Below are 12,221 nucleotides of genomic sequence, written 5' to 3' on the forward strand. Positions count from 1 at the left end.
CGGTGGAGCATCCGAGGGAGGAACTGGCCACCGGCCCGGTGACGCTGCGCCGCTGGCGCGCCGATGACCGCGACCGGCTGCACCGCGCGGTCAACGAAGCCATCCACACCCTGCGCCCCTGGCTGCCCTGGGTCGCCAACGGCTACGACCTCGACGCCGCCGAGCAGTTCCTCGCCCACGCCGAAGCCGGCTGGAAAAGCGGCGAGGAGTTCGACTACGCCGTCACCATCGACGGCGCCATCGTCGGCGGCGTCGGACTGATGCGCCGCATCGGCCCCGGCGGCGTGGAGATCGGCTACTGGCTGCACCCCGACCACACCGGCCAGGGCATCATCACCCGCGCGGTCGCCGCACTCGTCGACGAGGCGTTCGCGCTGCCTTACGTGGACCACCTGCAGATCCGCCACGACCGCGCCAACACCGCCAGCAGCGGTATCCCCCGGCGCCTGGGCTTCACCGAGACCGAGCACCGGACCAAAGACCCCGAACGCCCCTCCCAAAGCGGCGTCGAGGTCGTGTGGGAGCGCAGAAACCCCGACGCACTCACCTGAAACAGCCTCCCCGCCGGTGATCACCCGACCGAGTCCGGTCGAGGGACGCTAGCGTCGGCCTCCGACGAGCAACCTGCGGGACCCCGCGGTCCCCACCGTCCTGACAGGAGTCCCCGTGCGCGTTCTGTGCACCGCGATGGGATCGCCCTCGCACGCCCGAGCCGTGCTGCCCTTCGCCCGCGCGCTCGCCACCCGAGGACACCACGTCCTGGTGGCCACCCCTGCCCACCTGACCCACGTCTTCGACGGCGAACCGCTGCGCACCACCGCGGTGCTGCCCGACATGGCGGCCACAGCACGCGAACTGATGCACTTGGTGCAAGAGGGCTCCGCCGACCCGCGTACCGCGCACACCGAACTGCTCATCGCCCTGGCCGCCGGCCCGCACGCCACCGGAGCCGCACGAGCCCTGCTGCCGCTGGCCGAGGACTTCGCCCCGGACCTCGTGCTGCGCGACGGCGCCGAACTCGGCGGCTTCCTCGTCGCCGAGGACCGCGGTATCCCGCACCTGCCGGTGCCCTCCGGCAACGCCAACCTGCTCACCCCCGAACGCCTGGCCCCGGCAGTGGACCGGCGACGCGCCGAAGCCGCCCTGGCCACCCCCGTCGAACCCGAAGCCATCTACCGCTACGGGCGCCTGGACTGCATCCCCGCCGCCTACTCCTTCACCGAACCCGGCATGCCCGACGCACGCCGCTACCGGCAACCCGACCTCGTCAGCCGCGACGAGCTACTGCCCGCCTGGGTCACCGAGCTGCCCGCCGACCGGCCACTGGTGCTGGCGGCCCTGGGCACCGCACTGCCCATGCTCACCGAACTGCGCCACCACGGCGTCGAACTGCCCGACCACCTCAGCGACCCCGCCACACTCCTACGCACGATCATCACCGCGCTGTCCCGGGTGAGCTGCGAGGCCATCGTCGTCACCGGCGGCATCGACCCCGGACCGGTCACCGCCCCGCCGCACATCCACGTCACCGACCGCGTCCCGCAACCGCTCCTGCTGCAATCCACCGACCTGTTCCTCACCCACGGCGGCTACAACGGCATCCGCGAAGCCGTGCGCGCCGGAGTCCCCATGGCGGTCCTGCCCCAGTTCGGCGACCAGCCCCACAACGCCGACCGCGTCACCGACCTCGGCCTGGGCCGCCGCTGCGAACCCGACGCCGACGACATCACCGCGGCCTGCGAACAACTCCTCGCAGACGACAAGATCCAGGCGACCGTCCGGCACGCCCAACGCGCCATGCTCGCCCTGCCCGACGTCACCACAGCGGCCGACGACCTGGCCGGTCTCGTCGAGGAACACCGCACGGCGGGCTGACCCGCGGTCGGTCTCGCGCTCAGCGAAGGCCGCGGACGAAGCGGGCGAACACCGCTGCCTGCACCGTCAGCACCGGACCGTGCGGGTCCTTGGAATCGCGCAGCGCCACCCGGTCCGAGGCGAACGCCACCTCGACGCAGTTCTCCTCCGTGCTCCAGGAACTCTTGCGCCAGCTCAGAGACTCCGGCTTCTCGCGGTTCATGCGGTGCTCGCTTCCCTGCCCAGACCTCGCGCCAACTCGGCGATGAACGTCACCGATTCTGGCTCATCCAGGGCGACGTCCAACAGTCCGCGCAGAAGCGAGCCGTACATCTCGATCTCGTGCCGCTCCTCGAGGAACAGGCTGGAGCCCAGGTTCTCCAGGAACACCACGGTCGGCGCGCCGGCCCGCTCCAGGATCTGGAAAGCCTTCGCCGAAGCGGCGGGTGTGCCGATGTTCGGCACCACGCGCACGGAGATGTTGGGCCGCAGTGTGCTCTCCACCAAGTGTTCCAGCTGTCGGCGCAGAACGTCGCGCCCACCGACGATCCGGTGCAGCGCGAGTTCGTCGACAACCGCCAACAGCCGGGGCGCGAACTCGCCGCGCAACACAGCGTGCCGCTGAAGCCGCACCACCATTCGCCGTTCGATCTCCTCATCGCCCAGTTCCCCGCGAGCCGCCAGCAGTGCCCGGGTGTACTCGCCGGTCTGGAGCAGGCCGGGGATGACCATGCCCTCGAAGTTGACGATGCGGTCGGCTTTGGCTTCCAGCGAGACCAGGGTGCGCTGGCGTTCGGCGAAGCCCGGGCGGTCGCGCTGCCACCACCCGCGTCGCTGTGCTTCGCGGGCCAGCGCCAGCAGTTCCCGGCGCTGCGTGCCGTTGACGCCGTAGATGGCCAGCAGCGCGGCGACGTCCTCCACCGCGATGGCGCGGCGCCCGGTTTCCAGGCGGCTGAGCTTGCTGGCCGAGGCGTCGATCCGCTTGGCGGCATCGGCCAGGCTCAGGCCGCTCGCCTCGCGCAGCCCGCGCAGTTCTTCCCCCAGTTCCTGGCCTCGGACGGTGGGGTCTGGTTCGGACATGGTGCTCCCGCGGTGAGTCGGAGCCGCCATGTTCCCGGCCTCCGAGCCGCCGAATCCACCTCCGTCACCGGATTTCGCACCCGACCACCCCAAGGCACGACGTGTTGCCGGGCCCGCAACGACTCAGAACGCCGACTCGATGGCTTCCTCCAGCGCCATCATGCGGTGCGGGCCGCTGAGGTAGCGGGTGAGGTAGGCGCACGAGTAGCCGTGCCGCAGCGACACCCACGCCACGCAGCCGCCGAGGCCGCCCATGGCGATCTCGGTGTCGCTGCGTTGCAGGCCCAGCGTCCAGGTGAGGTCGTAGCCGAGGAAGAGGTCGCGCCCGCTGACCTGCGGTGCCAGGAACTCCTCGTGCAGTTCGCGGCCCAGCAGGGCGGCCACCGGGCCGTCCGGGCTCGGCAGGTCGGCGAAGAACCGCGCGAGCGCGTCGGCGCGGGCGTGCAGGCCGATCGCGGGGAACTCCGCGCGCCGCCACCGCTCGCTGTTGAGCACCCACACCTCCCGCGCGTCCGGCGGCACCGACAGCGCGCGGTCGACGGGGTTGCCGTCACTGCCGAAACGCCAGCTCTCCGGGTCGGCCGGTTCGAGGTCCGCGACGCGCGCGAGGCCGGATTCCGGGACGCCGAAGTGGGCGTCCATCCGCAGCGGTCCGGCGACGTCGTCGCGCCAGACCGCGCCGAGGGACCGGCCGGTGACCGCCCGCACGACACCGTCGAGCAGGTGCCCGTAGGTGAGGGCGTGCTCGGCGATGGCCGTGCCGGGCTCCCACTCCGGCGGGGCCGCCGCCAGCGCCGCGCGCAGTTCTTCGTCGTCGAACAGCCCCGCAGTCGTGGCGGGGAAGGTGGGCTGGCCGGCCTGGTGGCTGAGCACCTGCCGCAGGGTCGTGGCGGCCTTGCCCGCGGCGGCGTAGTCCGGCCACAGGTCGGCGACCGGAGTATCCAGGGCGATGCCGTTGCGGGCCAGGACCACCAGCGTCGCCAGCGCGGCGAACGGTTTGCTCACCGAGAAGGTGTGCACGAGCGTGTCGGACTGCCACGGACGTGTCCGCGCAGTGTCGGCCCATCCGCCGTGCAGGTCCACGACCCGCCTGCCCTCGAACCACACCGACAGTCCGGCGCCGGTTTCCTGGCCGGAGTCCAGCAGTTCGGCGAACACCTCGCGCACGCGGTCGAAGCGCGGTTCCACGGTTCCTCGCGGTTGCATCGTCCCCCTGTCCACGACGGGGCGTGCGACTGCCATCCATCAGCGCCGCTCGCCGCATCGAGGCTATCCGGGCTCATCAAGCGGATTTCCTTTCCGACACCGCACGTCGATCTTGTGTAGCGTCGAGGAGGTGTCCGATTCCTTCAGCCTCGTCCGCAGCCGCGAACTGTCCGATGTAGCCGAGTACGCCTACGCCGCGCGGGTCGACCCCACCGCGCGCCTGGTTTTCGCTGCGGGCGCCTGCCCGCTGGACACCGAGGGCGCCACCGTCGCCGTCGGCGACCACGTCGGCCAGGCCCGGCAGGTGATGGCCAACCTGCGGGTGGCGCTGCGCGACGCGGGCGCGGAACTGGACGATGTCGTCAAGTGCACCGTGTACGTGGTCTCCCAGCGCCAGGAAGACCTGGTCGCGGTGTGGGAAGTGGTGCGCGAGGCCTTCGGTGCGCACGAACCGCCGAACACGCTGCTCGGCGTGAGCGTGCTGGGCTACGACGACCAGCTCGTGGAGGTCGAGGCGATCGCCGTAGGCCACTAGCGGCCTGCGTGGTGCCGCTGAGCCGGCTCAGCGACGGGGCGGCCGGGGCCGGTCATCGCTGCCGGCGTGGTGACGGCGGGTTGTTCCAGCAGCAGTGTCGCGTTCCCGCAGTCGCTTGCGGCCATCCAGTCGTCGAGGGTGGCTTCGGCGGTGTCCAGGCCGAGCCCGGCCAGGTCGCCGCGGACCCGCAGTCCGGTGCCGGCCGCGCGGTCAGCCGGCAGCAGGGCGTTCCACCACAGCCGGTGGTTGGTCAGCGCCGCGGCCACGACCAGCGCTCCGCATCCGCCGTGCTGGCTCACGATCCAGTCCACGCTGTCGCCGGGTACGCCGACGACCACCGGCACGCCGCCCGCCGGGCAAGCGGGCAGGGCCGCGAGCCGGGCACGCAGCCGGGCATCGGCCAGGGCCTCCAGCAGCACCCGGGTGGTGTGCTCGCGCTCCAGGGCTCGGTCATCGAGCGCCTCGCGAACCCACAACCCTTCCCAGGTGGAGTGCTCGGTGTGCTCGCACCGGTGCGAGCACGGGATCGCCGACGCCATGAGCTGCTGGGCCCGTCCGAGCGTGTCGGCGCGGACGGACAGGTCTTCACAGCCGGGCGCATAGCCCGACCACCGGGGCCGCCGGTCCAGTTCGCACCGGTACACCACGTGCCGCGCTGCCATCTTCGGCACCACCTCTCACCGACGAAGACTTCCGCCACCGACGGGTGACATTTGCATGGCGGACCACGCTTGAAAATCTGTGGTGGCAGTCACAGAATAAGTGGTGTCCGACCTGCTGCCAAGTCTTCTACCAGCAACAACAGGGAGGTGGGGTGGCTGTCGACAGCAGTGCCGCGACACGGTGCGCGGGCGTCCGGGCATCGGATGAGCCCGCGCCGACCACGTTGGTCGTCCGCGAACACCTGGAAGGAAGTGGTGGGTGATGACGCTGGCGTTCGACCCGTTCTTCCGCGATCTCAACCGGCTGGCCACCGAGGTGCTCGGCAGCTCCCGCGCGCCGCAGGCGATGGCCATGGACGCCTACCGGGACGGGGAGAACTACGTGGTGGAGTTCGACCTGCCCGGCATCGACCCGGACTCGCTGCAGGTCGACGCCGAGAACAACACCCTGACCGTGCGGGCCGAGCGGCGCGCCCGCCCCGCCGGTGAGGGCGAGGTCAGCTATCTGATGACCGAACGTCCCCGGGGTGCGTTCTCCCGGCAGCTGTCGCTGGGCACGGGTCTCGACCTGGAGCACATCAGCGCCGACTACACCGACGGCGTGCTGACGGTGACCCTGCCGGTGGCCGAGCGCGCCAAGCCCCGGCGGATCGAGGTCGGCCACGGTGGCGGCCGCAGGGTGATCGAAGGCTCCAGCGGCTGACCATCCCGCGCGGGCCCGAGGACCGTTCTCCCTCCCGGTCCTGGGCCCGCGCTCATTCGTTCGCGACAGGCAGGACGGGGTATGACCGAAAACCGCACGACCAGCCGGGCATCCAGGGCGTTCGACGACGCCGACTACCCCGCCTACACGATGGGCCGCGCCGCCGAGATGCTCGGTGTCACCCCCGACTTCCTGCGCAGCCTGGACGCAGCGGGGCTGCTGGCCCCCGAGCGCTCCGACGGCGGGCACCGCCGCTACAGCCGCACCGAGCTGACCCTGGCCGCCCGGGTGCGGGAGCTGCTCGACGCGGGCCACACCGTGCTGTCCGCGGCGTGCCGGATCGCCGAGCTGGAACGCGACCTGGCCGCCGCCCACGCCCGTCTCGCCGAACTGGACAGCGGCGGCGACCACAACCAGCGCGTGCCGCGGTGAAGCTCGGTCTCCGCGTCTGCTTCCCAGTGCACTGCGGTCGCGATGTTCTGCATGGACGCAGACCCGTCACCGGCCGTCCTCACCTCGACCTCGGCTGGTACTCGACTCACTGGCCAGGACACCGATGTCCGGTGCCGCAATCCGCTTGCGCCGCAGGCACTCCCGGCGCAGAGTGCTACGCCAGTGGACCTGGAGACGATCACCGAGTCAGGGCGCGTGCGGGGCAGGCCGGTCGCCGGCGTGACCGCGTTCCTCGGCATCCCCTACGCCACGCCACCGTTCGGCCCTCGCCGCTTCCTGCCCCCACGGCCCGCGCGGCCGTGGTCCGGGGTACGCGACTGCCACCGCTTCGGGCCGGTCGCACCGCAGTCGGCGCGGCTTCCCGGTGCACCGGTGTGGTCGCCGCGGGACGAGGACGTGCTCACCCTCAACGTGTGGACGCCGCAGCCAGCCGAGCGACTGCCGGTGCTGGTGTGGATCCACGGTGGCGCTTACAGCTTCGGGTCCTCAGCGCAGCCGGACTTCGACGGCGCCGCGCTCGCGCGAGCCGGGCTCGTCGTGGTGACGTGCAACTTCCGGCTCGGCTTCGATGGTTTCGGGCGCCTGGAAGACTTCCCGGACAACCGCGGGCTGCTCGACCAGGCCGCTGCGCTGCGCTGGGTCCGCGACAACATCGCGGGCTTCGGCGGTGATCCTGCCGCGGTCACCGTCTGCGGGCAGTCCTCGGGAGCGGGTTCGATCGTCTGCCTGATGGACCACGCGATGGATCTCGCGCCGGGGCTGTTCCAGCGCGCGATCCTTCACAGCGTCCCGGACGCCTGCTTCTCCTCGGACTTCGCCGCCACGATCGCGCAGGAGGTGGCGGCGCAGGCCGGTGTCGCACCGGCCCTGACTTCGCCGAGGCAGCTCGTGGCCGCCTCCGACCGGGTCGCGGCGGCCTCGCTCGGCACCGCGCCGGGCCGTCGCGGCTACGACCCGGTGCTCTACGGCCCGGTCCTGGACCACGACCCGCGCCCCGACCCGGCCGTGGAGCTGCTGGTCTGCCACACCACGCGGGAGTACTGGTTGTTCGACGAGGTCGGCGGCCTCGCCCGCGTGCAGGACGACGACGCGCTCGCCGACTTCGCCCGTGCGCTCGACATTCCCGCGTCCGTGCTGGCCGGCTACCGCGATGCGATGCCCGGGGCGACCGTGCGCGAGCTCTACCTCGCGCTGTTCGGCGACCGGATCTTCGGCGCCCACAGCACGCGGCTGGCGTTGCGCCACGCCGAGGCGGGCGGGCAGACCTACCTGGCGCGCTTCGCGCGGCAACGCCGCCGCCCGGACGGATCTGCGGTGCACCCGTGGCATTGCGCGGACGTGCCTTTCTGCTTCGGCAACATCGAGGCACCCGAGGCGGAGTTCCTCATCGGCGGCCCGCCCGACGACGCCGACCGCGCGCTGTCGCAGCGCATGATGCGGGCGTGGGCGGACTTCGCCGCGACCGGTGACCCGGGCTGGCGTCCGCTCGGCGCGGCAGCGCGACCGGTCCGGGTGTGGGACGTCGACAACGCCGACCCGCAGCGGATCCTGGCGCCGCCCCTGGATCTCTGGTTCCGGTGATCTCCTGGCAGGATCGCCCGGTGCGCTATTACGCCGATCTGCACATCCACTCGAAGTACTCCCGCGCGTGCAGCAAGGACTGCGACATCGAGCACCTGACGTGGTGGGCGCGGCGCAAGGGGATCAGCCTGGTGGGCACCGGCGACTTCACCCACCCGGCGTGGTTCGCGCACCTGCGCGAGGTGCTGGAACCCGCCGAGCCCGGGGTGTTCCGGCTGCGCCCGGAACACGACCGCGAGTTCTCCCGCACCATGCCGCCGACCTGCTCCGGCGACGTCCGGTTCATGCTCTCGGTCGAGATCTCCACCATCTACAAGTACGGCGACTTCACCCGCAAGGTCCACCACCTGTGCTACATGCCGGACTTCGCCGCGGCCGAGAAGTTCAACCAGCGGCTGGGGCGCATCGGCAACCTCGGTTCCGACGGCAGGCCGATCCTGGGCCTGGACTCCCGCGACCTGCTGGAGATCACGCTGGAAAGCGGCGACGGCGCCTACCTGGTGCCCGCCCACATCTGGACGCCGTGGTTCGCGGTGCTGGGCTCCAAGGCCGGGTTCAACAGCATCGAGGAGTGCTACCGCGACCTCTCCGAGTACATCTTCGCCCTGGAGACCGGCCTGTCCAGCGACCCGGAGATGAACTGGCGGGTGTCGATGCTGGACCGCTACACGCTGGTCAGCCACTCCGACGCGCACTCCCCGCCGATGCTGGGGCGCGAGGCCAGCGTCTTCGACACCGACCTCGACTACTTCGCCGTGCGCGACGCGCTGCGCACCGGTGCCGGCTACGAGGGCACCGTGGAGTTCTTCCCCGAGGAGGGCAAGTACCACCTCGACGGGCACCGCAAGTGCGACGTGCGGATGGAACCCGGCGACACCCGCGCCCACGGCGGGCGGTGCCCGAGCTGCGGCAAGCCGCTGACCGTCGGGGTGCTGCACCGCGTCGACGCGCTGGCCGACCGGCCCGCGGGGGTCCGCCCGGACGGCGCCGCCGGATACCGCAACCTCATCCCGCTGCCGGAGATCGTCGGCGAGATCCTGGGCGTGGGCCCGAAGAGCAAGAAGGTCCGCAGCGAGATCGACCGGCTCACCGCGGCGCACGGACCGGAACTGTCCATCCTGGAACAGGTGCCGCTCGACGAGCTGCGCCGCAGCTCGGAGCCGCTGGCCGAGGCGGTCGACCGGTTGCGGCGCGGCCAGGTCATCCGCGAGTCCGGCTACGACGGCGAGTACGGCGTGATCCGGCTGTTCGAGCCGGGCGAGCTCCATCGGCTTCGCAGCGGCCACGCCTCAGCCCTCTTCGACGACGCGCTGTTCACCCCGGCCCGACCCGCGCCGACCCGGCCCGCAACGGTCGAGCCGAACCCACCGGAACCCGCCGACGAGCCGCAAACACCCGCGGCCCGGCCGGACGCCGCCGACGGTGTGCTCGCCGGGCTCGACCCCGACCAGCGCGCCGCGGCCTCGGTCGAGTCCGGACCGCTGCTGATCGTCGCCGGCCCCGGAACCGGCAAGACCCGCACCGTGACCCACCGCATCGCGCACCTGGTGCTGGAAAGGCAGGTCCCGGCGCGGGAGTGCCTGGCCATCACCTTCACCCGGCGCGCCGCGGAGGAGATGACCGAGCGGCTGCACGCGCTGGCCGGTCCCACCGCCGCAGAGCTGACCGTGGCCACCTTCCACTCCTTCGGCCTCCAGCTCCTGCGCGACCACCACGACAAGGCAGGGCTCAGCGCCGACTTCGGACTGGCCGACGCGAGCGTGCAGCACGAGGTCCTCACCGAGGTCGCCGGTGACGAGCGCGCCGCGCGGGCGCTGCGCTCTGAGCTGTCGCGCGCCCGCCGAGGCGGCGACACCGATGAGGACACCGCGTCCGCCCTGCACCGCTACACCACCGCACTGCGCGAGCGGAACCTGATCGACTTCGACGACCTGATCGTGCTGCCGGTGCGGCTGCTGGAGTCCGACGGCGATCTGCGTGCGGCCTACCGCGACCGGTTCCGCTGGATCACCGTCGACGAGTACCAGGACGTCGACGAGATGCAGTACCGGCTGCTGCGCCAACTCGCCCCCGCCGCGGCGAACCTGACCGCCATCGGCGACCCCGACCAGGCGATCTACTCCTTCCGCGGTGCCGACGTCGGGTTCTTCCTGCGTTTCCAAAAGGACTGGCCGCAGGCTCCGGTGGTGCAGCTGACCCGCAACTACCGCAGCGGACGACACATCCTCGACGGCGCGGTGCGGGCCATCCGACCCAGCACGCTGGTGCCCGACCGCGTCCTGCTGCCCGCCGGTGACCGGCCGGCGCAGCGCATCACCGTGCACGAGGCCGCCGACGAGCACGCCGAAGCCGCGTTCGTGGCCCGCAGCATCGACCGGCTGCTCGGCGGCGCCTCGTTCCACTCCCTCGACAGCGGCCGCGTCGACGGCGACGGGCCCGGCGGCATCGGCTTCGCCGACATCGCGGTCCTCTACCGCACGGACTCGCAGTCGCGGGCCGTGCTCGACGAACTGGTGCGCTGCGGCCTGCCGGTGCAGAAGCGCTCGCACGACCCGCTCTCGGCCCGCCCCGGCGTCGACCACCTCATGCGTGAGCTCGCACTGATGCCGGCGCGGGAGGGCTCGGTGCCCGAGCGGGTGCGGTGGGCCGCCGAGGCGGTGCTGACCGCGATGCCCGATGCCGGCCAGGAGCAGACCGCCGAAATCCACGCGGCCGCCGAACTGCTCACACCGCTGGCGCAGCGCTGCGGCGACGACGTGCAGCGCTTCCGCCGCGAACTGATGCTCGGCGCCGAGGTCGACGCGCTGGACCCGCGCGCCGACGCCATCTCGCTGCTCACCCTGCACGCGGCCAAGGGATTGGAGTTCCCGGTGGTGTTCGTCGTGGGCTGCGAGGACGGTCTGCTGCCGCTGCACTGGCCGGGCTCCACACCAGGGGACGACGACATCGCCGAGGAACGCCGGCTGTTCTTCGTCGGGATGACCCGCGCCCAGGACCACCTCTACCTCACCCGCGCGGCCCGCCGCACCCGGCACGGCACCGAACGCGACAGCCGCCCCTCGCCGTTCCTGGCGGGCCTGGGCGAGGACATCGTCGAGCGCATCGCCGCGCCCGCCCGCCGTCGCACTCGCGCGACCCAGCTGAGCCTGCTGTGACCGGGCACGGCGCTGCCGTCTTCGCAGGGCTGTTCAGAAGGCGTTGAGTGCAGGCACGAATTCGGTCTTGATGAATGTCTCCAGCGATGTCGGGGTGGCTGTCTCCGGGGTTCGCGGCTGGGTCATGCGCAGGTGACCGGTGTTCACAGCGTGCGGGACTTCCGCCATCATCGCGGCGACGTTGTCCGACACACCGGCTTCGCGCAGTTGCTCGTGGAAAGTCTCCACAGTGCAGCGTTCGTAGGTCACGGGTGCGTCGATCGCTGTTGCGATCGCCCGTGCGACCTCGTTCATGCTCACGTCTCGTTCACCGTGCAGTTCCCGGATTAGTGTCCCGGTCTGTGGTCGTGTCAGTTCCTCGGCCGCGGCGATGCCGACGTCGGTCGTGGTGATCAGCGGCAGTGGCACGTCGGGGTCGAACGGCGCGATGATCCGACGTCGGGTACGCACGGAGTCGAGGTGGTCGAGGAGGTTTTCCATGTAGTAGCCCGCGCGCAGCCACGTGATGTCCACTCCGGGAATGCTCGAAAGACGGTTCTCGAAGCGGTGCAAGCCTGCAACGGGGCCGGTTCCGCTGGTGTGTTGTGCTCCCCAGCTGCTCAGCGCTACGACACGGGGCACCCCGGATTGGGTGACAGCGTCGGTGAGGGCGGCTGCCGCGTGGTCCTGGAAGGCGGCGAAGTCGGGGTGGTCGGGGATGTAGTTGGGTTGGATGACCAAGTAGGCGGCATCTGCTCCGCGGAGAGCGCTGGTCATCGCGGTGGGGTCGGATTGGTCGGCCTGGTGGATCTGGACTCCGTGGTCGGCGAGGTGCGCGAGGTTGCGCGGATTGCGGCCGACTGCTCGCACGTTGTGGCCGTTTTCCAGCAGGTGCGATGCCGCCGCGCGGCCGGTGCGGCCGCTGGCTCCGGTGATGACGTACATGATTCTTCCTGTGTCAGTAGCGGTTTCCCGCATCAGGTGCGGCTATTGCAGAGATCTCGGCGAGATCG

The 12,221-nt window shown here is 71.4% G+C and carries 12 protein-coding genes; 7 read left to right on the plus strand and 5 right to left on the minus strand.

Going from position 1 to position 12,221, the window contains the following annotated elements; genetic code table 11:
- Positions 1-2 precede the first annotated feature (2 nt).
- Both HUO13_RS20615 and HUO13_RS20620 read left to right on the plus strand, forming a co-directional pair.
- The gene (locus HUO13_RS20615; protein ID WP_211896758.1) at positions 3-551 is read left to right on the plus strand and encodes a GNAT family N-acetyltransferase; all 549 of its coding nucleotides are present in this window, start codon (positions 3-5) and stop codon (positions 549-551) included.
- Between the two features lie 115 nt (positions 552-666).
- Complete coding sequence (locus HUO13_RS20620; RefSeq protein ID WP_211896759.1) at positions 667-1,875, plus strand: glycosyltransferase; 1,209 nt, start codon at positions 667-669, stop codon at positions 1,873-1,875.
- A gap of 19 nt (positions 1,876-1,894) precedes the next feature.
- On the opposite strand, the gene HUO13_RS20625 is transcribed toward HUO13_RS20620, so the two are convergent.
- The 3 genes from HUO13_RS20625 to HUO13_RS20635 all read right to left on the minus strand — a co-directional run bounded on the left by HUO13_RS20625 (position 1,895) and on the right by HUO13_RS20635 (position 4,122).
- Complete coding sequence (locus HUO13_RS20625; RefSeq protein WP_211896760.1) at positions 1,895-2,077, minus strand: DUF397 domain-containing protein; 183 nt, start codon at positions 2,075-2,077, stop codon at positions 1,895-1,897.
- Positions 2,074-2,934 carry a helix-turn-helix domain-containing protein gene (locus HUO13_RS20630; RefSeq protein WP_211896761.1) on the minus strand — a complete coding sequence of 287 codons (861 nt, stop codon included), beginning with the start codon at positions 2,932-2,934 and terminating at the stop codon, positions 2,074-2,076. Before HUO13_RS20630 ends, HUO13_RS20625 begins: the two co-directional genes overlap by 4 nt.
- A 123-nt stretch (positions 2,935-3,057) precedes the next feature.
- Positions 3,058-4,122 carry a serine hydrolase domain-containing protein gene (locus HUO13_RS20635; RefSeq protein ID WP_249123900.1) on the minus strand — a complete coding sequence of 355 codons (1,065 nt, stop codon included), beginning with the start codon at positions 4,120-4,122 and terminating at the stop codon, positions 3,058-3,060.
- 148 nt (positions 4,123-4,270) lie between these two features.
- On the opposite strand from HUO13_RS20635, the gene HUO13_RS20640 reads away from it, so the two are divergent.
- Positions 4,271-4,675, plus strand: a complete 405-nt coding sequence (locus HUO13_RS20640) for a RidA family protein (RefSeq protein WP_211896763.1) — start codon at positions 4,271-4,273, stop codon at positions 4,673-4,675.
- On the opposite strand, the gene HUO13_RS20645 is transcribed toward HUO13_RS20640, so the two are convergent.
- Entirely contained in the window at positions 4,672-5,337 is a 666-nt protein-coding gene (locus tag HUO13_RS20645; protein WP_211896764.1) for a hypothetical protein, read from the minus strand. The genes HUO13_RS20640 and HUO13_RS20645 overlap by 4 nt on opposite strands.
- Before the next feature lie 262 nt (positions 5,338-5,599).
- Here HUO13_RS20645 and HUO13_RS20650 point away from each other — a divergent pair, with 262 nt between their 5' ends.
- From HUO13_RS20650 to HUO13_RS20665, 4 genes are all read left to right on the plus strand, one after another.
- A complete protein-coding gene (locus HUO13_RS20650) occupies positions 5,600-6,040 on the plus strand; it encodes an Hsp20/alpha crystallin family protein (protein ID WP_009946872.1) in 441 nt (146 codons plus the stop codon).
- 81 nt (positions 6,041-6,121) lie between these two features.
- Complete coding sequence (locus HUO13_RS20655) at positions 6,122-6,472, plus strand: MerR family transcriptional regulator (protein ID WP_211896765.1); 351 nt, start codon at positions 6,122-6,124, stop codon at positions 6,470-6,472.
- A 183-nt stretch (positions 6,473-6,655) separates the two neighbouring features.
- Positions 6,656-8,074, plus strand: coding sequence for a carboxylesterase/lipase family protein (locus HUO13_RS20660; RefSeq protein ID WP_211896766.1), 1,419 nt, complete (start codon positions 6,656-6,658; stop codon positions 8,072-8,074).
- 20 nt (positions 8,075-8,094) lie between these two features.
- A complete protein-coding gene (locus HUO13_RS20665) occupies positions 8,095-11,229 on the plus strand; it encodes a UvrD-helicase domain-containing protein (RefSeq protein WP_249123901.1) in 3,135 nt (1,044 codons plus the stop codon).
- 33 nt (positions 11,230-11,262) lie between these two features.
- On the opposite strand, the gene HUO13_RS20670 is transcribed toward HUO13_RS20665, so the two are convergent.
- The gene (locus tag HUO13_RS20670; protein ID WP_211896768.1) at positions 11,263-12,153 is read right to left on the minus strand and encodes an NmrA family NAD(P)-binding protein; all 891 of its coding nucleotides are present in this window, start codon (positions 12,151-12,153) and stop codon (positions 11,263-11,265) included.
- Between the last annotated feature and the right edge of the window lie 68 nt (positions 12,154-12,221).

This window comes from Saccharopolyspora erythraea (genome assembly GCF_018141105.1).
Lineage (GTDB): Bacteria > Actinomycetota > Actinomycetes > Mycobacteriales > Pseudonocardiaceae > Saccharopolyspora_D > Saccharopolyspora_D erythraea_A.

What these genes read in the sequence shown, in the direction of transcription:
- HUO13_RS20625 (WP_211896760.1), bottom strand. Translation starts at nt 2,077, where the DNA reads ATGAACCGCGAGAAGCCGGAGTCTCTGAGCTGGCGCAAGAGTTCCTGG.
- HUO13_RS20630 (WP_211896761.1), bottom strand. Translation starts at nt 2,934, where the DNA reads ATGTCCGAACCAGACCCCACCGTCCGAGGCCAGGAACTGGGGGAAGAA.
- HUO13_RS20645 (WP_211896764.1), bottom strand. Translation starts at nt 5,337, where the DNA reads ATGGCAGCGCGGCACGTGGTGTACCGGTGCGAACTGGACCGGCGGCCC.
- HUO13_RS20650 (WP_009946872.1), top strand. Translation starts at nt 5,600, where the DNA reads ATGACGCTGGCGTTCGACCCGTTCTTCCGCGATCTCAACCGGCTGGCC.
- HUO13_RS20655 (WP_211896765.1), top strand. Translation starts at nt 6,122, where the DNA reads ATGACCGAAAACCGCACGACCAGCCGGGCATCCAGGGCGTTCGACGAC.
- HUO13_RS20670 (WP_211896768.1), bottom strand. Translation starts at nt 12,153, where the DNA reads ATGTACGTCATCACCGGAGCCAGCGGCCGCACCGGCCGCGCGGCGGCA.